General features: G+C 59.5%; 23 protein-coding genes and 5 tRNA genes. 8 read left to right on the top strand and 20 right to left on the bottom strand.

From position 1 onward, the window contains the following. Positions 1 to 75: 75 nt before the first annotated feature. The 3 genes from BN1133_RS16180 to BN1133_RS20180 all read right to left on the bottom strand — a co-directional run bounded on the left by BN1133_RS16180 (position 76) and on the right by BN1133_RS20180 (position 2,471). Positions 76 to 495, bottom strand: coding sequence for a CBS domain-containing protein (locus BN1133_RS16180; RefSeq protein WP_050667505.1), 420 nt, complete (start codon positions 493 to 495; stop codon positions 76 to 78). Positions 496 to 553: 58 nt separating this feature from the next. Then, complete coding sequence (locus BN1133_RS16175; RefSeq protein ID WP_224160153.1) at positions 554 to 1,624, bottom strand: helix-turn-helix transcriptional regulator; 1,071 nt, start codon at positions 1,622 to 1,624, stop codon at positions 554 to 556. 502 nt (positions 1,625 to 2,126) lie between these two features. After that, positions 2,127 to 2,471 carry a hypothetical protein gene (locus tag BN1133_RS20180; RefSeq protein WP_153006760.1) on the bottom strand — a complete coding sequence of 115 codons (345 nt, stop codon included), beginning with the start codon at positions 2,469 to 2,471 and terminating at the stop codon, positions 2,127 to 2,129. A 91-nt stretch (positions 2,472 to 2,562) separates the two neighbouring features. Here BN1133_RS20180 and BN1133_RS16170 point away from each other — a divergent pair, with 91 nt between their 5' ends. Further along, positions 2,563 to 3,816 carry an amidohydrolase gene (locus BN1133_RS16170; protein ID WP_050667503.1) on the top strand — a complete coding sequence of 418 codons (1,254 nt, stop codon included), beginning with the start codon at positions 2,563 to 2,565 and terminating at the stop codon, positions 3,814 to 3,816. 26 nt (positions 3,817 to 3,842) lie between these two features. Here BN1133_RS16170 and yjjG read toward each other — a convergent pair whose 3' ends face one another. The 7 genes from yjjG to BN1133_RS16135 form a co-directional block, all read right to left on the bottom strand. Further along, positions 3,843 to 4,526: a pyrimidine 5'-nucleotidase gene (gene yjjG / locus BN1133_RS16165; RefSeq protein ID WP_050667502.1), complete on the bottom strand. Its 684-nt coding sequence runs from the start codon at positions 4,524 to 4,526 to the stop codon at positions 3,843 to 3,845. A gap of 1 nt (position 4,527) precedes the next feature. After that, on the bottom strand, positions 4,528 to 6,018 hold the full coding sequence (locus BN1133_RS16160) for a M17 family metallopeptidase (protein WP_050667501.1): 1,491 nt from the start codon (positions 6,016 to 6,018) through the stop codon (positions 4,528 to 4,530). Positions 6,019 to 6,142: 124 nt separating this feature from the next. Further along, a tRNA-Met gene (locus BN1133_RS16155) sits at positions 6,143 to 6,219 on the bottom strand. A 58-nt stretch (positions 6,220 to 6,277) separates the two neighbouring features. After that, positions 6,278 to 6,354, bottom strand: a tRNA-Met gene (locus BN1133_RS16150). A gap of 58 nt (positions 6,355 to 6,412) precedes the next feature. Continuing rightward, positions 6,413 to 6,489 (bottom strand) — tRNA-Met (locus BN1133_RS16145). A gap of 58 nt (positions 6,490 to 6,547) precedes the next feature. Next, positions 6,548 to 6,624: transfer RNA gene (locus tag BN1133_RS16140), tRNA-Met, on the bottom strand. A 58-nt stretch (positions 6,625 to 6,682) separates the two neighbouring features. Further along, positions 6,683 to 6,759, bottom strand: a tRNA-Met gene (locus BN1133_RS16135). 197 nt (positions 6,760 to 6,956) lie between these two features. Here BN1133_RS16135 and glgX point away from each other — a divergent pair. Continuing rightward, positions 6,957 to 9,026 (top strand): glycogen debranching protein GlgX, encoded by a 2,070-nt coding sequence (gene glgX, locus BN1133_RS16130; protein ID WP_050667500.1) that lies wholly within the window; start codon positions 6,957 to 6,959, stop codon positions 9,024 to 9,026. 7 nt (positions 9,027 to 9,033) lie between these two features. On the opposite strand, the gene BN1133_RS16125 is transcribed toward glgX, so the two are convergent. The 3 genes from BN1133_RS16125 to BN1133_RS16115 all read right to left on the bottom strand — a co-directional run bounded on the left by BN1133_RS16125 (position 9,034) and on the right by BN1133_RS16115 (position 12,550). Continuing rightward, positions 9,034 to 9,747 (bottom strand): hypothetical protein, encoded by a 714-nt coding sequence (locus tag BN1133_RS16125; RefSeq protein WP_050667499.1) that lies wholly within the window; start codon positions 9,745 to 9,747, stop codon positions 9,034 to 9,036. Positions 9,748 to 9,808: 61 nt separating this feature from the next. Next, complete coding sequence (locus tag BN1133_RS16120; protein ID WP_050667498.1) at positions 9,809 to 11,431, bottom strand: DUF2813 domain-containing protein; 1,623 nt, start codon at positions 11,429 to 11,431, stop codon at positions 9,809 to 9,811. A 231-nt stretch (positions 11,432 to 11,662) separates the two neighbouring features. Next, entirely contained in the window at positions 11,663 to 12,550 is an 888-nt protein-coding gene (locus BN1133_RS16115; RefSeq protein ID WP_050667497.1) for a helix-turn-helix domain-containing protein, read from the bottom strand. A gap of 163 nt (positions 12,551 to 12,713) precedes the next feature. Between BN1133_RS16115 and BN1133_RS16110 the strand changes: the two genes are divergently transcribed. Both BN1133_RS16110 and BN1133_RS16105 read left to right on the top strand, forming a co-directional pair. Then, positions 12,714 to 13,595 (top strand): DMT family transporter, encoded by an 882-nt coding sequence (locus BN1133_RS16110; protein WP_050667496.1) that lies wholly within the window; start codon positions 12,714 to 12,716, stop codon positions 13,593 to 13,595. A gap of 41 nt (positions 13,596 to 13,636) precedes the next feature. After that, positions 13,637 to 14,485 (top strand): LysR family transcriptional regulator, encoded by an 849-nt coding sequence (locus BN1133_RS16105; RefSeq protein WP_050667495.1) that lies wholly within the window; start codon positions 13,637 to 13,639, stop codon positions 14,483 to 14,485. Here BN1133_RS16105 and BN1133_RS16100 read toward each other — a convergent pair. After that, positions 14,467 to 15,240 carry a TSUP family transporter gene (locus tag BN1133_RS16100; RefSeq protein ID WP_050667494.1) on the bottom strand — a complete coding sequence of 258 codons (774 nt, stop codon included), beginning with the start codon at positions 15,238 to 15,240 and terminating at the stop codon, positions 14,467 to 14,469. The two genes, BN1133_RS16105 and BN1133_RS16100, sit on opposite strands and share 19 nt — an antisense overlap. Positions 15,241 to 15,337: 97 nt before the next feature. Further along, on the bottom strand, positions 15,338 to 16,063 hold the full coding sequence (locus BN1133_RS16095; protein ID WP_050667547.1) for a tRNA-uridine aminocarboxypropyltransferase: 726 nt from the start codon (positions 16,061 to 16,063) through the stop codon (positions 15,338 to 15,340). Positions 16,064 to 16,267: 204 nt separating this feature from the next. Here BN1133_RS16095 and BN1133_RS16090 point away from each other — a divergent pair, with 204 nt between their 5' ends. From BN1133_RS16090 to yfaE, 4 genes are all read left to right on the top strand, one after another. Next, positions 16,268 to 16,858: a winged helix-turn-helix domain-containing protein gene (locus tag BN1133_RS16090; protein ID WP_050667493.1), complete on the top strand. Its 591-nt coding sequence runs from the start codon at positions 16,268 to 16,270 to the stop codon at positions 16,856 to 16,858. A gap of 360 nt (positions 16,859 to 17,218) precedes the next feature. Continuing rightward, positions 17,219 to 19,486: a class 1a ribonucleoside-diphosphate reductase subunit alpha gene (gene nrdA / locus BN1133_RS16085; RefSeq protein ID WP_050667492.1), complete on the top strand. Its 2,268-nt coding sequence runs from the start codon at positions 17,219 to 17,221 to the stop codon at positions 19,484 to 19,486. Positions 19,487 to 19,578: 92 nt separating this feature from the next. After that, a complete protein-coding gene (gene nrdB, locus BN1133_RS16080) occupies positions 19,579 to 20,709 on the top strand; it encodes a class Ia ribonucleoside-diphosphate reductase subunit beta (RefSeq protein ID WP_050667491.1) in 1,131 nt (376 codons plus the stop codon). Next, the gene (gene yfaE / locus BN1133_RS16075; protein ID WP_082178037.1) at positions 20,709 to 20,999 is read left to right on the top strand and encodes a class I ribonucleotide reductase maintenance protein YfaE; all 291 of its coding nucleotides are present in this window, start codon (positions 20,709 to 20,711) and stop codon (positions 20,997 to 20,999) included. Before nrdB ends, yfaE begins: the two co-directional genes overlap by 1 nt. A gap of 50 nt (positions 21,000 to 21,049) precedes the next feature. On the opposite strand, the gene BN1133_RS16070 is transcribed toward yfaE, so the two are convergent. The 5 genes from BN1133_RS16070 to BN1133_RS16050 all read right to left on the bottom strand — a co-directional run bounded on the left by BN1133_RS16070 (position 21,050) and on the right by BN1133_RS16050 (position 25,752). Further along, complete coding sequence (locus BN1133_RS16070) at positions 21,050 to 21,994, bottom strand: hypothetical protein (RefSeq protein WP_050667490.1); 945 nt, start codon at positions 21,992 to 21,994, stop codon at positions 21,050 to 21,052. A gap of 264 nt (positions 21,995 to 22,258) precedes the next feature. Beyond that, on the bottom strand, positions 22,259 to 24,271 hold the full coding sequence (gene prc / locus BN1133_RS16065) for a carboxy terminal-processing peptidase (protein ID WP_050667489.1): 2,013 nt from the start codon (positions 24,269 to 24,271) through the stop codon (positions 22,259 to 22,261). Between the two features lie 10 nt (positions 24,272 to 24,281). Then, positions 24,282 to 24,839 carry an RNA chaperone ProQ gene (gene proQ / locus BN1133_RS16060; RefSeq protein ID WP_050667488.1) on the bottom strand — a complete coding sequence of 186 codons (558 nt, stop codon included), beginning with the start codon at positions 24,837 to 24,839 and terminating at the stop codon, positions 24,282 to 24,284. A gap of 91 nt (positions 24,840 to 24,930) precedes the next feature. Next, positions 24,931 to 25,407, bottom strand: coding sequence for a GAF domain-containing protein (locus BN1133_RS16055; RefSeq protein ID WP_050667487.1), 477 nt, complete (start codon positions 25,405 to 25,407; stop codon positions 24,931 to 24,933). 72 nt (positions 25,408 to 25,479) lie between these two features. Beyond that, positions 25,480 to 25,752 (bottom strand): hypothetical protein, encoded by a 273-nt coding sequence (locus BN1133_RS16050; RefSeq protein WP_050667486.1) that lies wholly within the window; start codon positions 25,750 to 25,752, stop codon positions 25,480 to 25,482. Positions 25,753 to 25,936 lie beyond the last annotated feature (184 nt).

Here is a 25,936-nt window from a genome sequence, read left to right as displayed (position 1 = left end):
GGCGCAAGAAAAAGGCGGTCGGCAATGACCAGGAGAAAGGGACGGGTTACCCCGTCCCTCGTCGTCGATGCATCCTCAAGCCGGATGATTGATAAAGCAGTCCTGCAGTTGCTCGTTGATGGCCTTTAACACCAGATGACGGTTGATGACCCCCACCAGGCGCCCGTCTTCAAGCACCGGGTACATCTTGGGTTTGTGCTCCGTCATCATGCTGGCCAGCTCCAGCACCGAGCTCTCGGGCCCGACACTGAGTACCTCTTTGCGCATCACATCCCCCACCAGGGCTACCCGCTCGCAGTGATAGGTCTCCTTTATCATGGTGGCGATACAATCTTGTTCCGAGATCCAACCCAGCAGGTGTCCCTGCTTGTCCACCACGGGTCCCCCCATCTGGTTGCTGTGCAAAAACTTCTCCACGGCAGCAGGTATCGTGGTATCGGGCGACAGGGTCACCGGGCGCACCAACATATAATCCTTTACTTTCAATGAGTGCATATCTTCCCCCAACGCGTTGCGACTGCTCAGGCAGCGACACCTTGAGTGTAGACACGCCTCATGAAATGGATTGCAGCAAGAGCAAGAGCTCGCTCTGACTGTGACAATCGGTCTTCTTGAAGACACTCTTGAGAGTCGAGCGAACCGTTTCGACCTTGACTCCGCGCAGCTCGGCAATATCACTACTGCTGTAACCCTTGCTCAGCAACAACAGCAGTTCCCGCTCGCCGCTGGTCAAGGGATAGAGATTGCCCATGGCGGCGATATCCGGTGAGAAGGCGTGGTCCGGATCGCGGATCACCAGCTCGATATAACGCTCGGCATTGCGCAGTCCGCTCATCAGGCTGGCCTGCAGCAACAGGGGTCGTAATCCTCCCCCTCGGGTCACCGACAGATAGCGGGGAGAGCCCGGCGTCGAATAGGTAAAACCGGCGAGCAATTCGCGAAATTGACGTTGCTGATCCTTGTTGTTGACCGACAACACACCATGTTGCATTCGTAATTCATGATTATCATCTGCAATACGGTTAAATTCCGCGTTGGAATATTGCACCCCACCCTTCTCGTCAACGATGGCTACCGCTTTATTCTGATGTTTGATGAGCTGCTGCAATTGATGATTTTGCAATTCGAGCCCAACCAGATTCCAATAGTGACGACTCCAGGAGGCCAATCCAAAATAGAGGCCATCCCAAACATCAATTTCCTTATCACCGAAGTCTGTCTGCTGCTGATCCCGATATGAGCTGACGCTCGCCAGACCATAACCGCTGACACGACACACGCCCCCGATGGCAAAGTGAGCGCCAAAACCGGCCAGCAGGCCCGCCTTGTTGCTGAGGGTATTGGCCTTGACGACCCCTTTGCACCCCTTCTCGAGATAGTGGTTGAACCAAATATCCTGGCGATGATGCTGAATGTAATAGTGATGCTGAGCCTCGCTCAGACCACTGGAAAAAAGCGTAATCCTGCCATTTCTCTCTTCATCTCTGAGCAGCAGCAGAGATAATGCACTCCCAGAATCTCTGCGCACCTCTTCCAGCACCAAATTGATATCGGAATCATTTATACCGCACTCATAGAGTTGCGCTAAATAGTGCGGCAATCTTTCTTGCGCTGTCCTCAACACCCCTGAACTCCTTTTTATTATTTTGCCAAGCGATACTAACCGGATGTGAATTCTGTGAGAAGTAAAAGATAAGCACTCCCATCTTCATTGGCCAACGATGCTCACCACCATTACTGTCAAGTTCTTTATCCAGATGGCATCGACCCCCCCTGTGTGGTGAGCGTAACCCGCGGGGGTCATACCCGCGCGGCTATCGGAAAGTGACCCCGTTGGCGTCTTGGCCGCGAGCCGCCCATGATGGAGCCCATCAAATCCCAAGGTTGTTTTTCACACAAAAGCACGACAGGAAGTGGCACTTCACCCACCACATCATACAAATCGACCATTTCTTACAAAAAAAGAAGCCTTCAGAGGGCTGCCGCATGAAAGAAATCTGCAAGGTGGCTTGCTCAGCCTTTCTTGCAACCATCTCACCCGCTCTCTAGCAAGAACTTAAACAACCATAAAAACAATTACTTACCAAAACAAAAGACACAAAAAAACCACACCTCCCCCGCCCAAATTACTCACAAAAGAAAGATGGAGAAAACAAGGTTAAAACCAGACAACCATAGATACGGCTACATTTTTTCATGTTTTCTATTGAACTAATGTCTCTGAATGGTATGATTGCTTCATAATCAACCACATCGAGGAGAGCGGAGATGAAAGAATTTATCGTTACTGCAGTTTTTACCGTCTTTTTTGCCCTGATTGCCACATCCGTTCCCTCTTTGGCCCAGATGTGAGTCAAACCGGCGCTGGCGCTGAGAGTTAAAGAGACAGACGTCTCCAAAAGCGGGGCGATAAATGCTTGTTGCAGGCATTTATCGCCCCTTTTTTGTGCCTGAAAAAACCATCCGGTCACACATTTACTGCTCCTACCAGAAGATCAACCCCCTTGCCTGCCAGGCCCAAGGGAGCACAATAGCCTGCGTATCGCTGACGAGGAGAAAAAGATGCACGTCGATGAGCTGGTCACGTGGCGACGGGATCTGCACCGCTACCCCGAAGCCGCCTGGAAAGAGTTTCGCACTACCAGCCTGATAGCCCGTCACCTGGAGGCATCGGGATACTCCCTGCTCCTTGGGGAGAGTCTGCTGGCGGCCCCCTTTGTGATGGGTCGTGAGGTCGATGTGGCGGCCGAGAAGGCCAGAGCCTTGCATCAAGGGGGCGATCCCGCCTGGCTCGAGCGCATGGGGGATCTGACCGGTGTCATGGGCCTGTTGGAGACCGGTCGCCCGGGCCCCACCCTGGCCTTTCGTTTCGACATCGATGCCGTCGAGGTGAGCGAGAGCGATGATCCCCATCACCCGCCGGTGCGAGACGGGTTCTGCTCACAGAATCCGGGATGGATGCACGCCTGCGGCCATGATGGCCACACCGCCATCGGTGTTGCACTGGCAACCAGGCTGATGCAACACAAGGCGCAGCTTTGCGGCCGTATCAAGCTGCTGTTCCAGCCTGCCGAAGAGGGGTGCCGTGGTGGCAAGGCGATGGCATCGGGCGGGGCCCTCGATGATGTAGACGCACTGCTCTGCCTGCACCTCGGGATCCATGCCGACAGTGGCGAGCTAGTCCTCAATCCCACCGATTTTCTCTGCTCCACCAAGTTCGATGTCCACTTCTTCGGCACGCCCGCCCACGCAGGCCTGGAGCCCAACGCCGGCACCAACGCGCTGGCGGCCGCCTGCAGCGCCACCACGGCACTGTTCGGCATTCCCCGCCATCGGGATGGCATGACCCGGATCAACATAGGCACCCTGCAGGGGGGAAGCGGGCGTAACGTGATTGCCGAACATGCCCTCCTGTGCGGGGAGACCCGTGGCGCCGCCCCTCACCTCAACGACTATATGTTCGGGCAGGTGCAGCGGATCGTGGAGGGTACGGCACTCGCTTACGGAGTGACCTATCGCATCATCAAGCAGGGAGAGGCACAGGGCCTGGCCAACTCCCCCGAGCTGCTGAGCGAGTTGGCGCCATTGGCCCGGGATGAGGGGCTGGAGGTGGTGCCGACCCGGCGCTTCGGTGCCAGCGAGGATGCCGGCTTTCTGATGGAGCGGGTGCAGCGCGCAGGGGGGCAGGCGGCCTATCTGGTGCTGGGTGCCACACTCGCAGCCCCGCACCACCACAACGCCTTCGACTTCGATGAGGGCGTCCTGGTGCAAGCGGTCAACCTGCTGGAGCGATGGGCCCTCACCCGGGCCCGTTGATACACCAAGGGGGCCGGCATGGCCCCCTACTCATCGATGCCGATCACGTCCAGCAGTTGGGAGATATGGTGGATATGGTGGGTCGGGTGACAGACAGTATCGCTAAAACCGGGATCGTACCAACAGGTCGACAGACCCGCCTCGGCCGCACCGGCAATGTCCGCCAGGGGATTGTCTCCGACCATCAATACGCGTCGGGGCTCGCTCACCGCTAACTGTGACAGGGCCAGTTCAAAGATCCCTCCGTGAGGCTTGGAGAGCCCCACCTCATCCGAGACCAGCACAGGGTTAAACCAGGTATCCAGCTGATGGCGCTGCAACCGGCCGCGCTGGGGCAGACTAAACCCGTTGGTGATGATCCCCATGCCAATCCGGCCACGCAACCTGCCCAGCGTCTCCATGACACCATCCAGAGGACGGCTCAAGGCGATGATCGCCTCAAGATAGAGGCGATTGAGCTCCAGGGGATGGTGACCGGTCAGCTGGCCGATGCCGACAAAACGTTCATGCTGCAGGTGATGGGCATCGATCTGCCCGGCATTGAAGCGCTCCCACAGGGTGTGATTCGTCTGTTTATACTCCGCCAGCACTGTGGCATGGGGCTCCAGTCCCACCTGGGTCAACATGGCCAACAGGGCCTCGTGGCCAGGGAAGTCAAAAAGGGTCTCATCCAGATCGAACAGGATCCAGTCATAGGCGTAACGGCTCATCTCAACGTCCCTGCTTGCGTGTCTTGGGAAGAAAACGGCCGTCGGCCAGCAGGGCCAGGGTCAAGCGAACACCAAATCCGGTGATCTCACCGGTCACAATCCCCTGCCCTCCCTTATGCCGGAATCCCGAGAGATCGAGATGTAGCCAGGGGGTCTGGGCCGGCACGAAATGGCTCAGGAAACGGGCTGCGTCGATATGATCGCATGAGGCACCGGGGGCGCACTGCAACAGGTCAGCCCACTCGCTCTCCAGAGTCTCGTCATAGTCTTCATCCAGGGGGAAGGGCCAGATCCGCTCCCCACAGCGTCGACCCACCTCGATCAAGGGGACCAGCCAGGCCTCGCGATTGGTAAAGACGCCACTATAACGGCTCCCCAGGGCCCGCTTGCAAGCCCCGGTGAGCGTTGCGTAGTCGATCAACAGATCCGGGGTATTTTCCGCCGCCATGGTGAGGGTATCGGCCAGCACCATGCGTCCCTCCGCATCGGTATCGACCACCTCTATGGTCTTGCCATTGATGGCGGTGACAATATCCCCGGGACGATAGGCCCGCGGACCGATATGGTTTTCGGCGATGGCCAACCAACAGTCCACCCCATAGGGCAGTCCGGCACGGGTGATGGCCAGCAGGGCGCCCAGGGCCACGGCGCTGCCGCCCATGTCCAGATGCATGCCATACATGGAGCCGCCGACCTTGAGGTTGTAGCCTCCCGAGTCATGGCAGATCCCCTTGCCCACCAGCGCCAACCGGCCACGCTTGTCACTGACCCGGTGGCGCAGCCGTACGATAGCCCCCTGATCGTCATCGGCCCCCCTGGCCACCGCCAGAAAAGCACCGGCGCCGCGCTCGGCCAGTTGCACCTGATCGTAATCGTGGCACTCCCACCCCTCCTGTTGGGCCAACTGACGGACAAAGCGGCGATATTCACGGGCCGTCAGCTCGCTCGAAGGCAGGGCCGAGAGATAACGGGCCAGGGCATTTCCCTCCACCTCGGCCGTAATACGCGCCGTGTCGATGGCCAATGCGGGGGAGAGAGAGACCCGGCTCAAGGGCCACTGCTCTTTCGGTGCAGACTTGTAGCTCGGCAACGTGACGCGCTGGCTGAGCAGTACCCCGAGCGCGGCGTCGGCAATCAGAGCTCCGGCCTCGGGCTCGAAGCCGTAGAGATGGATGGCCACGTGTTCGGCCCGAAGCGGCCCGATCTGGCTCACCATAGTCCGCAGCTTCTTATAGAGCTGCGCCTCCGACTCCAGGGCCGCGGGCAGGAAACCGATCCACTGCCACTGACCACCCTCGACCCTGTGTATGACACTGCCCTGATTCAACTGCTCTTGCAGTTGCAACTCGGGACTCTGAACCTCACCAAGGAAGAAACCCTTGCGATCTTCGGCAACCAGAATGAGTGCCACAGCGGCGTCGGATTGGGGAAGCGCATCCAGAGACTGTTCGAGCAGATGAATAGAGGGAGGGGTGTAGCTAAATTCCAACATAGATGAGGCCTGATCCTTGACGACAGACCATTATGATAACCAGCAAGCGAGGGACAAGCCACGCTAACAGATGCTAAGGGGATGAGTAATAAGGAAGAAAAATCAAAAGAGAGGATCAGAATAGTGGTTGCGGGGGCCGGATTTGAACCGACGACCTTCGGGTTATGAGCCCGACGAGCTACCGAGCTGCTCCACCCCGCGTCCGAATTGTCACCCCGATGTGAGCAGAACATCGAAGCCTTTGCCTTGCGGCTCAAATTGGTTGCGGGGGCCGGATTTGAACCGACGACCTTCGGGTTATGAGCCCGACGAGCTACCGAGCTGCTCCACCCCGCGTCCAAATTGTCACCCCGATGTGAGCAGAACATCGAAGCCTTTGCCTTGCGGCTCAAGTTGGTTGCGGGGGCCGGATTTGAACCGACGACCTTCGGGTTATGAGCCCGACGAGCTACCGAGCTGCTCCACCCCGCGTCCGAATTGTCACCTCGATGTGAGCAGAACATCGAAGCCTGTGCCTTGCGGCTTAAATTGGTTGCGGGGGCCGGATTTGAACCGACGACCTTCGGGTTATGAGCCCGACGAGCTACCGAGCTGCTCCACCCCGCGTCCGAATTGTCACCTCGATGTGAGCAGAACATCGAAGCCTGTGCCTTGCGGCTTAAGTTGGTTGCGGGGGCCGGATTTGAACCGACGACCTTCGGGTTATGAGCCCGACGAGCTACCGAGCTGCTCCACCCCGCGTCCGAGGTCGCCAATAATAGGGCGCGCGCTTCATATTGCAAGGAATATTCATAAAAATATTTGATGAAACTAACTGACTGCCTGTTTGAGCGGCAAGATGAGCAACTCTCGCACAACCCTTGGGTAATAAGGCGTCAGAGGCAGCCACACTTATCCCTGACTAGACTGTGAGGCACTGGCGTCAAAGGAGCTGTCTTATGAGGATTTCACGCGGCCACTGCACCCGGCTGGGGGCACACCTCGAGGGAGATGGGGTAAACTTTGCCATCTGGGCACGCCTCGCCAGCCATGTCGAGCTGCTGCTCTTTGCTCATGAGACCGACACCAATCCGGCCGTGATCCCTCTCTCTCCCCGCCTCAATCGCACCGCCTACTATTGGCACATCCATGTGGCCGGGATTGGGGCCGGCCAATGCTATGGTTTTCGCATCCACGGCCCCTGGCGTCCCTATAACGGGACCCGTTTCGATCGAGACAAGGTGCTGCTCGACCCTTATAGCCGGGCTGTCGAGCTTCCCCCCAATTACGATCGTCTGGCGGCAGCCAGACCGGGCAGTAATCTGCACTGCTGCGCCAAGAGCCGGGTGGTCGATCTGGGCCACTACGACTGGGAAGGGGATGAACTGCCCGCCCACTCCCTCTCGCGCTCTGTCATCTATGAGTTGCACCTGGCCGGTTTTACCCGTGATCCCGGCTCAGGGATCCCCGCAAAGCGCCGCGGCACCTACCTGGGTCTCATCGACAAGATTCCTTATCTGCAACAGTTGGGGATCACCGCCGTCGAGCTGCTCCCCATTTTTCAGTTTGATCCCCAGGATGCTCCTGCAGGCCTTGCCAACTACTGGGGTTACAGCCCTATCTCTTTCTTTGCGCCACACGCGCAATATGCCGCCACCAGCAATCCGGTCACCGAGTTTCGCGACATGGTCAAGGCGCTGCACCGGGCCGGGATCGAGGTCATTCTGGATGTGGTCTACAACCACACCGCCGAGGGGGGAGACGATGGCCCCACCTTTTGCTATCGCGGCATCGACAATGAGGCTTACTACATCCTGAACGATCAGATGCACCACACCAACTACTCGGGCTGCGGCAACACCTTTAACGGCGCCCACCCGGTGGCCCTTCGCATGATCATGGACAGTCTGCGCTTCTGGCGTCAGGAGATGCATGTGGACGGGTTCCGGTTCGATCTGGCCTCAATACTCTCCCGCGACGAGAGCGGCATGCCGGTCACCAACTCCCCGACCCTGCGCACAATAGATACCGATCCTCTGATCACCGATACCAAGCTTATCGCCGAAGCCTGGGATGCCGGCGGTCTCTATCAGGTGGGGAGCATAGCGGGGGCCCGCTGGCGTGAGTGGAACGGTCAGTTTCGCGATGATGTCCGTCGCTTTATTCGTGGCGATGACAACAGCGTCCGGGCCTTTGCCGAGCGACTGTGTGGCAGTCCGGACATCTACCACTACCACCATGCGGATCCCGAGAAGAGCATCAACTTCGTCACCTGTCACGATGGCTTTACCCTGTGGGACTGGGCCAGTTACAACGAGAAGCACAACGAGGCGAACGGTGAACACAATCGCGATGGCTGCAATGAGAATTTCAGCTGGAATCATGGCCATGAAGGCGTAACGGGAGATCCGCAGATCAATACCCTGCGCCTGCGACAGGCCAAGAATATGATGGTGGCCACCCTGCTCTCGGTGGGCTCTCCCATGATTCTCATGGGCGATGAGGTGCTCCACAGCCAGGAAGGCAATAACAACGCCTATTGTCAGGACACTCCCTTGAGCTGGATGCAGTGGAAGTGGGATAGCCGCGCCCAGAATATGTTGCGCTTCATGCGGGAGCTGATCCTCTATCGCAAGCAGCTGCTGGCTCGCCCCGAGCAAGATGGCATGCCCCACTCCCTGGCCGAGATCCTGCGCCACAGCGAGATCTGCTGGCATGGGGTGGAGTGCTATCAACCGGACTGGGGCGGCCACTCTCATGCCATCGCCATGTCAGCCCTCTCCAAGGAGGAGCGGCTCGCCTTTTATCTGGTCTTTAACAGTTTCTGGGAGCCTCTGGAGTTCAAACTGCCGGCCCCCCCACGCGGGGTCGGTGGAGAGTGGCATCGCATCCTCGATACGGCCCTGCCCACTCCCCAGGACATCGTCTCCTTTGGCAGTGAATTGGCCATGATCAAGGGGCACTATCGGCTGGCAGAGCGCAGCTGCTGCCTGCTGGTCAGCGGGGCAGCCGGATTCTGCCCCGCCTGAGCAAGCCTTAGATGAGGGCGAAGAGACGGGCCCCGGCACACTGGGAGAGGAGCAGGATAAAGAGGGTGGTGGAGAGCACCACAGGGGCGTTGTCACGGCGGCTGAGAAGGGGGAAGAACCAGATCCCGAGCCCCATGATCATCAGGAGGCTATAGCCCAGCACCCAGGGGATCAGGGTATCGAGCAGGGCCGCATCTTGCTGCATCAGAGTCACGACGCCAAGCCATACCAGCCCCGCCAGGGCGCCGACGAGGCCCCCCAGAGGCAACAGCAGGTTGAACGCCTGCAGCCGATGACGAGCACGAAGCAGCATCAGGTGGGCGAAGGCGCAGCCCAGCACGATGAGTTGGGACAGTGCCGCCCCGCCCTCACGGGCCACCAGCAAGAGACCATAGAGGGCGAGCGGCAGTGCCGGCACGGCAAACCAGCCAGAGGGAATGGAGCGCTTGGCCTCGAGGCGCGACTGAAAGATGGCGAGAGCAAAACCGGCGATCACTGCCCCCCCTGCCGGGGCGATCAGCCACAGAGGGGCGCCGGCAGAGAGAGCCAGCAACACCGACAGGGCCGTCATCACCCACACCGAGAAGATCTGGGTCGAAATCCGGGCGCGCTGACCGGGGCAGAGATCCCCTTTCCACAGCACGACCCCCAGTAAAAACAAGGCGCCACAGGCCATCAGGCCGAGCAGAGGGTAGAGCCAGAGGGTGAGTTGAGCAAACATGGCAAGACTCCTGAGACAAGAGCCGCGCAGTATACCCAATTCACCCCGGCAGCCCAATCCATCAACTCTGACCACGCGCCATGGCGACCACTTTCGCAAACATCTGCCTGAGCACGGGGGGGATCTCACCCAGCCGCTCCGCCTCCTCCACCACGGCCAGGGCCATCCCCGGCTTGCTGCGATGATGGATAGCCTTGTCGATAATGCGCCCTGTGCTCAGCGGCGTCTTGTCGCCGACCCCGGCCTCGCGCCGATAGACACTCTCGAAGCCATGCTGATAGAGGTAGTGTTCGATATCCGCCGCCGGCAACAGGGTGAGACGATCTCGCTCGCGCTCTCCCTTAAGCTGCCCGCGCACCGAGTTGGCATACTTGACGCCGGCCTCATCGCCATCGGCCAGGAGATGCCACTCGATACCAAAGTCACGGGCAATCTTGATAAGGGGTGTCTGCCCGCACTGGGCAAACTCGATGATGCGCACCCCCTCCGCCCTCAGGCTGTAACCGCAGATCTGGGCCAGCTCCGAGAGCAGCCAGATCTCGGTCTCCCCTTCCACCAGCAGCCAGCAGCGGGCAAACAGGGACATGGGGCGGTTGATGCGCACATGAAAGGCTATCTTGCGCAGATCGTCGCTGCTATAGCGCTCGCCACCAAGCTGGTGACACTGGATATCCCCGTCCCGACGCACCAGACGGCGCACCTCGGAGAGCGGAAGCGAGGAGAGCAGGTCCCCCGAGTTGGTGGTGAGCAACTTCTGCCCGGGGAGCTGCTCGAGCAGCCCCCAGGCCAGGGCCAGCATGGTGGGGTGCAACCGACTCTCGGGATCTTCGAGGATCAGGATGGGGCGCGCCCCCTCCTCCAGCTCACGGTTACCGCGTGCCTGCAACAGGGCGCCCGCCACGCCGGCCATGGCCAGTTGCAAGGCCCGGCTGTCGGAGCTGGCCAGCATATCGTGCAGATTGGCCGGGTGACGCAGGGTCATGGGCTTGTTGATGATCTCGCGCTGGGTACGAGGCTTGTGTTTGAGCGGCGAGAGGGCCCGAAAATAGTGCTCCATCAGGTGACGCACCGCCTGCAGCGCCCCTTTGAGCTCCCCTTCCGTGATCCCCTGAGGATCGTCTTGCATCCGCTCGCTCAGATCGCTCAATGACTGCTCCCACTGACCGTTGAGCGCAGGCTCGGTCGCCCTGGCGGCGCGGGCGTCGCGCAGCCGAAACACCGGGTTCATGGTGATCAGCTGCTCCACCAGCCCGACTTCATTCAAGGTCAGTGCCTTGCCGGCGCTATCGAGAAAATCGTGGCGCGTCTCTATCTCGCCACTCTCGAGGCGCACCGCCATGGCCCGATAGTGGATCCGGTTGAACTTGTCTTTGTGTTTTACCCAGGCCGGGGCGAGTCGCGCCAGGCGGCTGGAGTGCAGGGCGATATCGGGACGGAACTCGCAGAAGGTGAGGACAATATGGGCATGATCGGCCAGGGGCAGACCGGGGTCTTCGGGGCGGTAGAAGTCATCGGCGGTAAACTCATAGGGCTCGGCCTCTTGCCCCAACAGGCACCAGAGCGCCCGCAGCAGGCTGCTCTTTCCCCAGGCGTTCTCCCCTATCAGTACTGTGGTCTGATCCAGCCCCATCGAGAGGCGGTTTATCCCGCGAAAACTGCGGATATCGATGCGTTCCAGATACATTCAGGGGGAGTCCGGCTGGTCATTTTCATCCAATAGTGACAAAGCCGGGCCCAAAAACCTATGTGTTGAGCGTGCTTATTACCGGGAACTGTGAGGCGTTTGGCGATTTTGTGCCGTTTCGCTGGGGGCGGTATGCCACACAGGCCCGTTCCAGTGGCTGAACCAGAGTTGACGATGACGCAGCTGACGTTTTTTATGTCCCATGACTCTCTCCTTGGGTTGCAGCCACCACTATCTTTGCTGCATATGACAACAAGATGACCATTGGGCTCGCCACTGCCCCGGCGTCTGTCCGAAGGCTGCCTTGAAGCGATTGCCGAAGTGAGCCTGGGAGGAAAAACCGCAGCGCAGGGCGATCTCTGCCAGTGGCAGCCTCCCCTTGAGCAGCTCCACGGCCCGGGTCAGCCGGCGAGTGGCGAGATAGCGATGGGGAGGTAGTCCGACACTGGTGGCAAACATCCGGGCGAAGTGGTATTCGCTCAGTTGCACCAGGCCGGCCAGCTCGGCTAGCGTGACGGGCTCGCCCAGGTGCTGCTCTATATAGTCGCACACCCGGCGCACCATCACCGGGGCCAAGCCTCCCCGGATCCGGGGTAAACGGGGCGCCGCCCGGGTGTGGCAGCGATAGAGCTGCAGCATCAGCATCCAGGCACAATGGGAGAGGGAGAGTCTATCCAGTGGCGAGGACCAGTCGAGGGCGAGCAGAGGCCCCTGCACCAGACTTGCCAACAAGGGATCTTCGATAAAGGTCTTGTCTTCGAGCTCGAGGTGCCGCCCCTCCCGATCGCACGCCTGTTCGGCAATACGCACCAGATGGGCCGGGGTGAAGTAGAGGTGGAAAAAGGCAAACTCGTCGCGTACCAGCCACTCCGACTGATGCTGATCCGGCATGATGCAGATCTTGCCGGCCCCCCCGCGCCCGCGCGGGCCATCGAGGCGCTCGGTCTGCTCCCCACCCTCGAGATAGACGCTCAGGGTGTGGTGGCCCGGCTTGTCGTAGCGCGTCTGATCGAAGCGATTACGCCAGCGGACCGCGCCAAGCCCGGGCTCCAGCCAGCACTCGGCCTCGAGCCGAGCCCCGCTCCGTTGCAATGCCTGATAGACGCCATCCTGCCCCATGCTGCCCCCTCTCCGTTGAGGCCCATTCTAACCATACCGGCCTGCGGGGCGAGAGAGGGCGTGAACAAAAGCGCAAGAATCTGCAAAAGGCGCACTCTGCTGCAAGACAGAGCCCGGTATGACGCGCCACTGTGGCGTCTCTTACCCTCGTCAGGAGTTTTCCATGAACCTTGCCCTCTATCTCTCCACCACCCTTATCTGGGGCTCGACCTGGATTGCCATCAGCTGGCAACTCGGTGAGGTGCCCATCGAGGTGTCGGTGCTTTACCGCTTTGCACTGGCGGCACTGGCCCTGTTTGCCATTCTGGCCGCGGCCCGTCGTCCCCTGCACCTGCCGCTTGCCGGCCACACCTATGCACTGGGTCTTGGGGTGCTGCTCTTTTCCACCAACTTCTTGTGCTTCTACCATGCCACCCGCTTCATCCCCAGTGGCCTCTCGGCCGTGGTATTTGCCAGTGCCAGCATAGTGAGTGGCCTGCTGCTGTGGCTGCTCGAGCAGAGGCGCCCCTCTGGGCGCTGGGCCCTCGGCGCCCTGCTCGGTGTGAGCGGCACCCTGCTGCTGTTTTGGCCCGAGCTGCGCCAAGGCGATGGCCAGACGCCCCGGCTCGGCCTGCTGCTCGCCTGCGCGGGTACCCTCTGCTTCTGCCTTGGCAACCTGGTCTCGGCCCGTGGCCAGCGGGCCGGCTTCACTGTGCTGCAACTGGTTCCCTGGGGCATGCTCTACGGCGTGGGGCTGCTGTTTCTCTGGGTCCTCGTCAGGGGTGAGACACTGACTATCCCCCACGGCGGGCGCTATCTGGCCGGGCTCATCTATCTGGCGCTGTTCGGATCGGTCGTGGCATTTTGTGCCTACCTCACTTTGGTCGGACGCATCGGCGCCGCCAACGCCTCCTATGCCACCGTGCTCTTTCCTCTGGTGGCCCTAAGCCTGTCAACCTGGTTTGAAGGGTATCACTGGACAACGACAGCCTGGGTCGGAGTCACCTGCTCTGTGCTGGGCAATCTCATTTTGTTTGCCCCGCGGCGCTTGCCGTGGCGGGCCTGACGCCCTAACGTGTCGGCAGCACGTCATACTGGGGAGTCATCATGCTGCTGGAAGGACTGGAAACCCTCTATCTGCTGGCCCGCGAGGGAACCATGGGCAAGGTGGGAAGTCGCCTCTATATCAGCCAATCGGCGGTCAGCAAGCGCATCGCCAACCTGGAGGGACGCCTTGGCAAGCGTCTGGTGGAGCCGGATGGCCGCAACATCCGTCTCACCGCCGATGCCCGCGATCTGTTGGCTCGCGTCAATCCGCTGCTTGAGGAGCTTAAAGGGGAGATCTCGGACAACCGGGCCATGAGCGATCACACCCCGTTGCCGCTCGCCTGCTCCGAGACGCTGCTGGCAGGCTATCTGGCTCCCTTCTTCGCCGCGTATATCCGCCAGCAGGACAAGGCTCTGGTGCTCTCCACCCACCACACCCCTGTCATCATCGAGAGAGTGCGCTCCGGCGATGCCCTGCTCGGGATCTGTGCCGGACGCCTTCCCAATGGCCACGGCCTGTTGGCCACCCGGCTGATGGACGAGCCCTTCTACCTGGTCGGAGATGAGGAGCAGGCCCTCAGGGAGGGGATCCTCACCATGGAGCTGGAGAACCCCTCCAATACCTATCTGGCTGCGACCCTGGAGGAGCAGGGACTGCGCCCGCGCATGCAGCTGGACTCCTACCTGGCCCTGATCGAGCTGGCCCGCGCCGGCGTGGCCCCCGTGCTGTTACCGGCCGGGCTGCTCGACAAACTGGGGGATGAGGCGCAGCCACGGCGCCCCCTTGCGGGGCTGACACGCCCCTTGCACCTCATCTACCGCCCCAACGCCCTCAAGCGAGATCGACTGGTACGGCTGATGGAGGCCATCGGCGCCCACTTCACCTCCCGTCAGATGGTGAGCAGCTGAGGGTAGTGTGCCAGCAGCAGCTTGACCGACATCACCAGGGAGACGGAGACCAGCAGAGGACGAATCAGCTTTACCCCCTTGCTGATGACCAACCGGGAGCCGAGTCTGGCCCCCAGAAACTGACCGACCGCCATCACCAGCCCTACACTCCACACCACCTTACCCCCCAGGGCGAAAAAGAGCAGTGAGGCGATGTTGGAGGTGAAGTTGAGCAACTTGGTATGGGCCGTGGCACGGGCCATGCCGTAACCCCCCAGGGCGATAAAGGCGATGGCAAAGAAGGAGCCGGTCCCGGGCCCGAAAAAGCCATCGTAAAACCCGACCCCACCGCCGGCCAACAACGCAAAGGGCAAGGGGGAGAGGCGGCGCTGACTCTCGGCATCGCTCACCCGGGGTGAAAACATGAAGTAGAGGGCGAAGATCATCAACAGGAAAGGCAGGATCTTCTCCAGCACGGCGGCATCGATGGTCTGCACCGCCAGCGAGCCTCCTGCGGCCCCCACAAAGGTCGCGATCACCGCAGGCCAAATGGTGTGCCACTCGAGCATGCCACGACGGGCAAAGAAGAGGGTGGCAGAGAAGGAGCCAAAACTGCTCTGCAACTTGTTGGTGCCGAGCACCAGAGCCGGCGGCATACCGGTGGCCAGCAGTGCCGGCACGGTGAGCAGTCCCCCGCCGCCGGCGATCGAGTCGATAAATCCCGCCAGCAGGGCGACGCCAAACAGCATCACCAGGGTCATTAATTCCATTTCCATTGGTCACCTCATCATCAGCAATGGCGCGATGTTACTCCCCTTCCCTCCCCCGGCACAGCGAAACGACGGCAGGCAACCTATTCCCATCAGGAATCAATTAACCCTGCCATGCCTCCAGGGCCTGGCACAGGAGCGCATCGTCGGGGGAACGGCGCAATTTTCCGGCCAGATAACGACAGCTAAAGAGGTTGAACCACTGCTGCAGGGCCGCCCCCTCGCGGCCGAAGCCCGCACTCTCGAGCACACAGGCGGCGACCTCGGCGGTGCACAGGTGCTCGTCGTGGGCGGCAACCCGCATGCCATACGTCGAGAGCTGCTCCGGACGCACCGAGAGCACCGGGAAGGCGTCGAGATAGGGGCTCTTGTTGGCCATGCGCCGCGCCTCACGCCAGGTGCCATCGAGGAGAATAAAGAGAGGGCGTTTGCCCTCTTCAAGCACAGGCGTGTGAAGAACCCGCTCGGGAGCCTTCTCGCAATCGGGAAAGACCAGGAAAGGCTGGTAGTCGGGATGGGCGAGCAGGGCCAGCAGCGCCGGATCCGGCTCGGTGCGGGACCAGAGGAAGGCATGGGTCGAGTCGGGCAGCACATCGGCGATGAGGCGCCCGGTATTGCTCGGTTTGAGGGGCTCGCTATCAAACATGATCAGGCAGAAAGCGGCGCGAGAGTGCATCACGGGCCGTAAATGGCAGGCACACAGCCCTGGCTGCAACAGACAGCCAGGGCAACGCTTGACGCTGCCGCCACGGGCAAGAAAGGGTCGGGTTGAGCGGGCAAGACGGACGGTGCGCAGGCGGTTGACTGAGTGATCCGGGGCCTGGGTCATGGAGAGTTCAATCCAGAAGATGAGCGAGGGGCGCATTCTAGCGGCCCTGTGGTGAAGGGGGAACAGTCCCTCCTAAAAAGCTAAAAAACTCATTAAATCTCAAAATGGGCCCACGGGATAATTGTCCGACCCCGAACCTGCATGCCAAACTGCATGCCACTCAACAGTGAGCAATACATTACAACAACAAATTACACACAGAGCATGAAAATCCACATTGCCCCATACGCTATCGATCTCATCAGCGGCGAAATCACCCAGGATGATGAGTGTCTTATCCGGCTCGGCGGTGCCGAGACCCGACTCCTGACGGCTCTGGTCGAGGCCAATGGCGACCCCGTCAGCCGTCAGGCTCTGCTCGAGCATGGCTGGCCCGGCAAGGTTGTCGGCCCCAATTCTCTTAATGTGGCTATCGCCAACCTCAGGCGCAGCCTGCCGCCACCGCTGCAACTCATCACCCTGCCCAAATTTGGCTACCGTATCGAAGGGTTCGTACACGACGGGGAGCTCCCGCTGCCCGAGCAGCTCCCTCCCCAACTGCGTCAACATGTCAGCCGCCTGATGGAGCGGGTCAGACAACTGCCGGATCAGCACTACGCGGATCACCTGGCCGCCCTGGCCGGTTTACATGAGGCCCTGACCATCATCATCGAGGAGGGGGAGCCGGAGGATTATCAGCGCTATTGCGACACCATCGCCGAGCTCTTTAACCCCCAGCCGGATCTCTCTGTGCTGGCTCGCGGGATCAGCCAGCTCACCCTGGAGGCGCTGGAGCACAAGTTGGGCAAACATTGACCACATGGTCGAGCGTCGGGAGTGAGCTGATGAAATCTGCGACAACCCTCTTCCCCTTGTGGCGAAGCCACCTGTCGTCAAGCCAAATAATTTGGTTTTTTTTGTCGGGGGAGGATCCTGCCAACACGACAACGCCATGAAAGGGAGGGCAAACCACTCGCTGTGAGCAGCCACTAACAGGGCGCAGAGACCCACAATTTATCCACAGGAAGTGCAGTATAGATGGATTGCAAAGGCGTGTTTGCCTCACTATCTTGTGCTTCAGCCAACAAAAAACATCTACATCTTGTGCCTCACCCCATGTTGTTCCCAATATGGGGTGTGGATTTTCGGGAAACTAACAATAGAAGGTCATCTCTCATGAACTTGCTTGTGACGAAACGGGACGGCAACAAAGAGCCCATCGATCTGGACAAGATCCATCGCGTGCTGGATTGGGCCGCGGAAGGACTCGACAACGTCTCCGTCTCTCAGGTCGAACTCAAGTCACACATCCAGTTCTATGATGGCATCCGCACCTCCGACATTCACGAGACCATCATCAAGGCGGCAGCCGATCTTATCTCCCAGGAGAGCCCGGACTATCAGTTTATGGCTGCCCGTCTGGCCATCTTCCATCTGCGCAAGAAGGCCTATGGCCAGTTTGAGCCGCCCCACCTCTACAGCCACGTCGCCAAACTGGTCGACATGGGCAAATATGACAAGCACCTGCTGGAAGACTACACCCAGGCCGAATTCGAGGAGCTCAATGCTCACCTCGACCACTGGCGTGACATGACCTTCTCCTACGCCGCCGTCAAGCAGCTGGAAGGCAAGTATCTGGTCCAGAACCGCGTCACCGGCGAGATCTACGAGAGCCCGCAGTTCCTCTACATCCTGGTGGCTGCCTGCCTCTTCTCCAAGTATCCGAAAGATACCCGTCTTGACTACATCAAGCGCTTCTACGACGCGGTCTCGACCTTCAAGATCTCCCTGCCGACTCCGATCATGAGCGGTGTGCGTACCCCGACCCGCCAGTTCAGCTCCTGCGTGCTGATCGAGTGCGACGACAGCCTGGACTCTATCAACGCCACCGCCAGTGCCATCGTACGCTATGTCTCCCAGCGTGCCGGTATCGGTATCAACGCCGGCCGTATTCGTGGTCTGGGCAGCCCCATCCGTGGCGGCGAAGCCTTCCACACCGGCTGTATCCCCTTCTACAAGTACTTCCAGACGGCCGTGAAGTGCTGCTCCCAGGGCGGTGTGCGTGGCGGTGCGGCCACCCTCTTCTACCCCCTGTGGCACATCGAGGTGGAGAGCCTGCTGGTACTGAAGAACAACCGCGGCGTGGAAGAGAACCGGGTCCGTCACATGGACTACGGGGTGCAGCTCAACAAGCTGATGTACCAGCGCCTTATCAAGGGCGGTGACATCACCCTCTTCTCCCCGTCTGATGCACCTGGCCTGTATGACGCCTTCTTTGCCGATCAGGAGAAGTTCGAAGCGCTCTACGTCAAGTACGAGCAGGATCCGAGCATCCGCAAGAAGACCCTCAAGGCGGTCGATCTCTTCTCCCTGATGATGCAGGAGCGTGCCGGTACCGGTCGCATCTACATCCAGAACGTGGACCACTGCAACACCCACAGCCCGTTCGATCCGAGCGTCGCCCCGGTACGTCAGTCCAACCTCTGCCTCGAGATTGCACTGCCCACCAAGCCGCTTAACAACATCGACGACGAGAGCGGCGAGATCGCCCTGTGCACCCTCTCTGCCTTCAACCTCGGCGCCATCGAGAAGCTCGACGATCTGGAAGAGATGGCCGATCTGGCGGTGCGAGCCCTCGATGCCCTGCTCGACTATCAGGACTACCCGATTGCCGCCGCCAGGAAGGGCAGCATGAACCGCCGCACCCTGGGGATTGGCGTCATCAACTATGCCTACTACCTGGCCAAGAACGGTGCCCGCTACTCCGACGGCTCCGGCCTGGCCCTGACCCATCGTACCTTCGAGGCGATCCAGTACTATCTGCTGAAGGCATCCGTTGGGCTGGCCCGTGAGTTTGGCCCCTGCCCGGCCTTCAACGAGACCACCTATGCCCAGGGGATCCTGCCCATCGACACCTACAAGGCCGATCTGGACACCCTGTGCAACGAGCCCCTGCACTACGACTGGGAAGCCCTGCGCGAAGAGATCCGCACCGTGGGTCTGCGCAACTCCACCCTGACCGCCCTGATGCCGAGTGAGACCTCCAGCCAGATCTCCAACGCCACCAACGGCATCGAGCCGCCGCGCGGCCTGGTCTCGGTCAAGGCGTCCAAGGACGGTATCCTCAAGCAGGTGGTCCCCGAGTACAGCCGCCTCAAGGATCAGTACGAGCTCCTGTGGCAACAGCCGAGTGTGGATGGCTACCTGCAGTTGGTCGGTATCATGCAAAAGTTTGTGGATCAGGCCATCTCCGCCAACACCAACTATGATCCGGCCCGCTTCGAGGGTAGCAAGGTCCCCATGAAGCAACTGCTCAAGGACTTGCTGACCGCCTACAAGTACGGGGTCAAGACCCTCTACTACCACAACACCCGGGACGGTGCCGACGACACCCAGACCGATCTGCAAGATGACGGTTGTGCCAGCGGGGCGTGCAAAATCTAACCAACGAGGGCGGGAGCAAGACTCCCGCCCGGCTGCTTTTGCCCCCGGATAACCCCAACAACAGTGTTCACACAGACAAGAGCCGAACATCCATGGCCTACACCACTTTCAGCCAAATCAAGAATGACCAGCTCAAAGAGCCCATGTTCTTTGGTCAACCCGTCAACGTAGCCCGCTACGATCAGCAGAAGCACGATGTCTTCGAGCGACTCATCGAGAAACAGCTCTCCTTCTTCTGGCGACCGGAAGAGGTGGATGTCTCGCGGGATCGCATCGACTACCAGGCCCTGCCGCCCCACGAGCAACACATCTTCATCTCCAACCTGAAGTATCAGACCCTGCTCGACTCCATTCAGGGGCGTAGCCCCAACGTGGCGCTGCTGCCCCTGGTCTCCATCCCCGAGCTGGAGACCTGGATCGAGACCTGGTCCTTCTCCGAGACCATCCACTCTCGCTCTTACACTCATATCATTCGCAACATCGTCAACGATCCGGCCCTGGTGTTCGACGACATCGTCACCAACGAGCAGATCCTCAAGCGCGCCGAGTCTATCAGCCACTTCTACGACGATCTGATTGAAGCCACCTCCGTCTATCACCTGCACGGGGAAGGCACTCACACCCTCAATGGCAAGAGCGTCACCCTGACGTTGCGGGATCTCAAGAAGAAGCTCTATCTGTGCCTGATGAGCGTCAACGCCCTGGAAGCCATCCGTTTCTACGTCAGCTTCGCCTGCTCCTTTGCCTTTGCCGAGCGCGAACTGATGGAGGGTAACGCCAAGATCATCAAGATGATCGCCCGCGACGAGGCACTGCATCTGACCGGGACCCAGCACATGCTGAACCTGATGCGCAGCGGTCAGGATGACCCCGAGATGGCCGAGATCGCCCGCGAATGCGAGCAGGCCTGCTTCGATCTCTTCAAGGAAGCCGCCATTCAGGAGAAGGAGTGGGCCGAGTACCTGTTCCGTGATGGCTCCATGATCGGCCTGAACAAAGACATCCTCTGCCAATACGTGGAGTACATTACCAATCTGCGCATGAGCGCCGTGGGTCTGCAGCCGGCGTTTGCCGCCAAGCAGAACCCCATCCCCTGGATCAACACCTGGCTCTCCTCTGACAATGTGCAAGTCGCTCCGCAAGAGGTGGAAGTGAGCTCCTACCTGGTCGGCCAGATCGACAGCGAGGTGAGCCACGAAGACCTGGGCGACTTCGAGCTCTGATGAGTAGTGGCGCCCTCCCGAGTCTCGATGTGCAGGCCGTCATCGAAACCGACTCGACCCGGCTGGTGGTGAAGGGAGCAGAGACCCTGCTCGATACCCTGGAGCGCCACGGGGTCGAGGTGGAGTACCAGTGTCGCAGTGGCTATTGCGGCGCCTGCCGCACTCCCCTGCTGGCCGGCACCGTCCGCTACCTGCTGACGCCTCTGGCCTTTGTCGGTGCCGGTGAGTGTCTCCCCTGCTGCTGCCGTGCCGAGGGCACCATTCGACTGGCGCTCGGGGAGCGCCAGTAAGCAAAAAAAGAGAGGGAGGCGCAGGCCTCCCTCTCTTTTTGCTTATGCCGTTACTGGGTCGAATCGAGATCCAGTACCAGTCCCTTCACGTCCGGGACACCGATCCCCAACATGGGCTTGTTGTCGTCATCACGAATGCCAAAGGCATAGACCGTCAGGGTATTCTGTGTCTTTGCCAGATCGCGCAAGGCAAGCAGCCACAACCGCTCCAGGTTGGTCTCAACCAGCGAGGTATTGTCGTAATAGTCGAAGCGGCACTGCTGCAGGCCACTGAGCACAATACGATTTAACCCGTTCCCCGCCTGCCCGCTCCCTTCCAGACGGCAACCGGCATGGGGCAACACCAGAGCCAGGTGCAATTCACCGCCATTGACGGTCGTCTCTGCACTGCTGAGCAGAGAGGCATTATCTCCCCCCTCATAAGTCCAGTGACGCGAATCCAGTGCCTGGGTCGGGTAGGGTTTCAGGGCAACCTTGCCGCTCCAGCCGGATATCATGCTCTTGCAGCTACCAGGTAGCTGATCCACGATCCAGAGTCGCTCACCAGTGTCAGCCAAATTGACATTACCCTGACTCATTGGTTTCAAAACTGCGTTGTCGATATTGCTACTACTACACATTTCTGATTGCTTATCTTGCTCCATAAGCTCAATCAAAGATTCAACCCTATTTGCATAGGGACTGACCCGACCAGCACTGCCAGTCAGTTGCAACAACGTAGCCTTGCTCTTATCGGCACTCTCCAGCGCGATCAGGCTGGTCCAGGGCTGCGCCTTCTCACCGGCCGGATAGACGATGGAGACTGAAAACTCAGGATCCAACGCCAGCGCCTTGTTGGCGCCATCGAGCAGATAGGGGGTATAGATACCAGCCTCGGGCATGGCCATGGGCTGGGGCTTGGGTTGGGGAGCCGGGGAGCCGCCCTCAGAGCCGCCGCCGCCACACGCAGAGAGCAGGGCCAGGGTGCTGGCCAAAATAGTAAACCTGAACTTCATCGTTGTTATCTCTTTGTTGTTTTATGAGCGGCAAGAGGATATCAATCAACTGATAAAAAACACACTCATCAGTTGTTACAACTCATTTCAACAACAAATACAAATAAATACTCCAGATGAAATCTAGTTCTCAGTATAAAGAAACGACAAATGACGCAATTCCTTCACCGGGCCAGCATCTTTATCCGGGCTAAAATAGTTATGCACTTTTTCAGATAAAAAAACGGCCAACACAGGTTGGCCGTTTTACTCTCGCTGGAAAAATCAGGATTTGGTCGTGAGCTTGCCCAGATCGGCGGTGATGTTGGCCGCCTCCTTGAGAAACTCATCCGGCGCCTCATAATCACTCGGCAGTTCATCGAGAGATTTCACCTGAGGCTTACCCATGCGCTTGAGACGCTCGTTGGTGCGCACCAGCGCCAACGCATCCTGCTTCTCTTGCTCGGCACGACGCTCAGCCTCATTGAGGGAGACGGATTTTTTGTCCTTCTCGCGCTTGTATTCGGCAATATCCTGCTCGACATAGGCAAACTCGGGATCGCTGGCAACCCGTTTCTCATAGGCCTGCTTGAGGGTGGGCAACTGCGCCGTGAAGTTGCCGACCCGTTGGTAGCTGGCCGAGGCAATCTTGTCCCACGGCAGGGCGTTGGGCTCCTGGCTCTCCCCCGTCTCCTCATGAGGAATGGCGGTCGGGAAGGCGATATCGGGCACGACGCCCTTGTTCTGGGTGCTGCCACCATCAATGCGGTAGAACTTGGCAATGGTGTACTGCACATGCCCCAGAGGCTCGTCGTAGAAGTCATACACCTTGGCCAGACTGCGGTGCTGCTGCACAGTTCCTTTGCCGAAGGAGTTTTCTCCTATGATGAGGGCCCGGCCGTAGTCTTGCATGGCAGCGGCAAAGATCTCGGAGGCAGAGGCACTGTAACGGTCGATCAATACCGTCATGGGGCCCCCGTAATAGACCTGACCGTCGTCGTCGCCGTTGACGGTGACCCGCCCCATGTGATCGCGGATTTGAACCACAGGACCTGCGGTGATGAAGAGCCCGGTCAGGGCAGAGGCTTCCGTCAGGGCTCCGCCCCCGTTACCACGCAGATCGACCACCAGGCCGTCGATCTTCTTCTTGTTGAGACTGGCCAGCTCCTTGATCACATCCTCGTGCAGATTGACATAGAAACTCGGGATTTCGAGCACCCCGATCTTCTTGCCCTCGGCCATCACCACCTTGGATTTGGCGGCGCGATCCTCGAGACGAACCTTGTCGCGCACCAGCTCGATCACCTCTGTCTTGGCGGTGGCACCCTTGCCACGCTGGATCTCGAGGCGCACCTTGCTGCCCTTGGGGCCCTTGATAAGGTCGACCACCTCATCGAGACGCCAGCCGATCACATCGACAATCTTGCCGTCGGCCTGGCCCACACCGGTGATCTTGTCATCGGGCTTGAGCTGGTTGGAATTGGCGGCGGGACCACCGGGCACCAGGGAGCGGATCACGGTGAAATCATCTTCGGCCTGCAGCACGGCACCTATCCCCTCGAGGGAGAGGTTCATCTCGGAGTTGAAACGATCGGCATTGCGGGGCGAGAGATAACTGGTGTGAGGTTCGATGGCGCGAGCAAAGGAGTTCATGAAGAGCTGAAAGACATCCTCGCTCTCGGTCTGGGACATACGCTTGATGGCATTGTTGTAACGCTTGGCGAGCAACTCCTTGATCTCGGGCCACTCCTTGCCGGAGAGCTTGAGACTCAGGGCATCGTACTTGACCCGCTGGCGCCACAACTCGTTGAGTTCACCCTCACTCTTTGGCCAGGAGGCGCCTTCCCTGTCGAAGAGATACTCATCCTTCTGGGTGAAATCGAAGGGAGTATCGAGCAGTGTCAGGGCATATTCGTATCGCTCATAGCGCCGCTGCTGACTCAGGTTGAACATGTCATAGGCAGGGTCGAGACGACCACGCTCCAGATCCTTGTCAAACCCCTTGCGGTACTTCTCAAAACGCTGGATGTCGGAGGCCAGAAACAGATTGCGGCTGTAATCGAGCGCCTCTAAATACTTGTCAAAGATCTCGGCTGAGAAGGCCGCATCCAGCTTGAATTGCTTGTAGTGGGAACGGGTGAACAGATTAGTGATCCGCTTGCTCGCCGTGGCGTGCTGGCTCTCTTGGCTAAGAACCGGGAGCTCACTCTCTTTCAGTACCGGCTCGACGGCCTGGGCGAGCCCGGCGATGGCCAGGCTCCAGGCGATGAGAGAATAACGAATGACACCTTGCTTCAAAAAAGCCTCCTTAGAGGACCAAGTGTTCGAACTTGACGCGCATCATCATGCCGGTCTGCAGCTGAACCTGCACGTCATCCTTGGTGATTTCCTTGATGGTAGCGGCAACCGGAGACTTACCCAGCACAACCTTGACCCCCTGCTCGAGCTTGAGCTCGTCGGCTGAGACCTTGCGCGGTTGCGGACGACGGGGCTTCTTGGGCTTGTCGCTCTTGTTGGTGACACGACGGCTGGCAAAGACGCGATCCTTGCTCTCCTTGAGCGCCTGTTTGGCGTGCTCGACATGCTCCTCGGTCAGCAGCTCACCCGGATTGCCATCGAGATCGACACGGGCGATCCCCGCCTTGAGGCCATGCAGATAACGCCAACTGGAGGTGTACTGACGCAGAGCTGAACGCAGCAGGGTCTTGGAGACCTTGGGGTCATCGGCCAGGCGGGCAGCCAGGTCCTGGAAGATACCGATCTTGAGCGGCTTGGCCTCCCCTTCTGCGATGAAGCAGGCGGGAAACTTCTCGATCAGATAGGCAATGACCTCTTTACTGTTCTTCAGCTTTTCAGTGTTTTCCATGTATAACCTTGATTTATTAATTAGCAGGGGCTCGAGCCCGCAGAGACGACAAGGGCCCCATTATAGAGAGGTTGGGAGCGTTTGCGAACTCTCATGCAACCTTGAAGAGTTCGGCCTCGAGTAACGAGACGATTTTTTCCAGTCCTTCCTGGTCCTGCTCGTCGAAACGAGCGATGCGGGGACTGTCAACATCGAGCACGGCCACCACCTCGCCCCGGGCACGAACCGGGATCACCACCTCGGCATTACTGGCCGCATCACAGGCAATATGACCGGCGAACTGATGCACATCGCGAACCAGCTGGCTCGCGTTCTCGGCCACGGCACTGCCACAGACACCGCGACCGACCGGAATGCGCAGACAGGCCGGCTTGCCCTGGAAGGGGCCGAGCACCAGGGTCTCGCCTTTGAGCAGATAGAAGCCCACCCAGTTGATCTCTTCGAGCTCCAGGTTCAACAGGGCCGAGACATTGGCCATGTTGGCTATCATGTCCGGCTCCCCCTCGATCAGGGCCTTCACCTGCTGGCACAGGCGCTCATAGAAGCGGGATTTGTCACTTGCTACCACAGGGGCATACTCCTCATCAGTTAACCAACAAAACAATCATGTCGGGTGCATCATCAGCCGCCCGACGGGGCATTAACGGGTCACGGTGAAGGGGATCTTCAGCGGTCTCTCACCCTCAGTCTCCACCACCAGCTGCCACACCATGGCGGGCTCGGTGCAGGCACCGACCATGGCATCAACGACCCAGACACCCGCCTCTTGTCGGGGCTCGAGGGGAATGCGCCCCATAAACATATCCCGCCCTTCGACCCAGGCTTTGGCGGGCGCCTTCCCGAGACCATCGAGCCTGATCACGAAAGGACTCTCTGCCTTGATCGGCCGGGGTGAGGCGGTGGCGGTGAGCACCTTGTCTCCCTGGATCAGTCGGCAAGCGGCGTGCGACAGATCACAGATTTGAATATCCGTCGACGGCGATATTCCGGCGTCAGAAGCCTGCCACAGGGTCCGATAAGTGAAGGCTGCCATTAAAATTGCCAGCACGATCACAATTTGAATCAGCTTGGCCCGGGTTAATTTGCCCTGCATCGTA

The organism is Aeromonas schubertii (assembly GCF_000820105.1).
In the GTDB taxonomy this organism is placed as follows: Bacteria; Pseudomonadota; Gammaproteobacteria; order Enterobacterales; family Aeromonadaceae; genus Aeromonas; species Aeromonas schubertii.
Note: the sequence above shows the minus strand (reverse complement) of the source record. Positions and strands in the feature narration are given on the sequence as shown.

Excerpts from the sequence above, each read along its gene's own strand:
- BN1133_RS16180 (WP_050667505.1), bottom strand. The coding sequence starts at position 495 with ATGCACTCATTGAAAGTAAAGGATTATATGTTGGTGCGCCCGGTGACC.
- BN1133_RS16170 (WP_050667503.1), top strand. The coding sequence starts at position 2,563 with ATGCACGTCGATGAGCTGGTCACGTGGCGACGGGATCTGCACCGCTAC.
- yjjG (WP_050667502.1), bottom strand. The coding sequence starts at position 4,526 with ATGAGCCGTTACGCCTATGACTGGATCCTGTTCGATCTGGATGAGACC.
- BN1133_RS16160 (WP_050667501.1), bottom strand. The coding sequence starts at position 6,018 with ATGTTGGAATTTAGCTACACCCCTCCCTCTATTCATCTGCTCGAACAG.
- glgX (WP_050667500.1), top strand. The coding sequence starts at position 6,957 with ATGAGGATTTCACGCGGCCACTGCACCCGGCTGGGGGCACACCTCGAG.
- BN1133_RS16125 (WP_050667499.1), bottom strand. The coding sequence starts at position 9,747 with ATGTTTGCTCAACTCACCCTCTGGCTCTACCCTCTGCTCGGCCTGATG.
- BN1133_RS16120 (WP_050667498.1), bottom strand. The coding sequence starts at position 11,431 with ATGTATCTGGAACGCATCGATATCCGCAGTTTTCGCGGGATAAACCGC.
- BN1133_RS16115 (WP_050667497.1), bottom strand. The coding sequence starts at position 12,550 with ATGGGGCAGGATGGCGTCTATCAGGCATTGCAACGGAGCGGGGCTCGG.
- BN1133_RS16110 (WP_050667496.1), top strand. The coding sequence starts at position 12,714 with ATGAACCTTGCCCTCTATCTCTCCACCACCCTTATCTGGGGCTCGACC.
- BN1133_RS16105 (WP_050667495.1), top strand. The coding sequence starts at position 13,637 with ATGCTGCTGGAAGGACTGGAAACCCTCTATCTGCTGGCCCGCGAGGGA.
- BN1133_RS16100 (WP_050667494.1), bottom strand. The coding sequence starts at position 15,240 with ATGGAAATGGAATTAATGACCCTGGTGATGCTGTTTGGCGTCGCCCTG.
- BN1133_RS16095 (WP_050667547.1), bottom strand. The coding sequence starts at position 16,063 with ATGACCCAGGCCCCGGATCACTCAGTCAACCGCCTGCGCACCGTCCGT.
- BN1133_RS16090 (WP_050667493.1), top strand. The coding sequence starts at position 16,268 with ATGAAAATCCACATTGCCCCATACGCTATCGATCTCATCAGCGGCGAA.
- nrdA (WP_050667492.1), top strand. The coding sequence starts at position 17,219 with ATGAACTTGCTTGTGACGAAACGGGACGGCAACAAAGAGCCCATCGAT.
- nrdB (WP_050667491.1), top strand. The coding sequence starts at position 19,579 with ATGGCCTACACCACTTTCAGCCAAATCAAGAATGACCAGCTCAAAGAG.
- yfaE (WP_082178037.1), top strand. The coding sequence starts at position 20,709 with ATGAGTAGTGGCGCCCTCCCGAGTCTCGATGTGCAGGCCGTCATCGAA.
- BN1133_RS16070 (WP_050667490.1), bottom strand. The coding sequence starts at position 21,994 with ATGAAGTTCAGGTTTACTATTTTGGCCAGCACCCTGGCCCTGCTCTCT.
- proQ (WP_050667488.1), bottom strand. The coding sequence starts at position 24,839 with ATGGAAAACACTGAAAAGCTGAAGAACAGTAAAGAGGTCATTGCCTAT.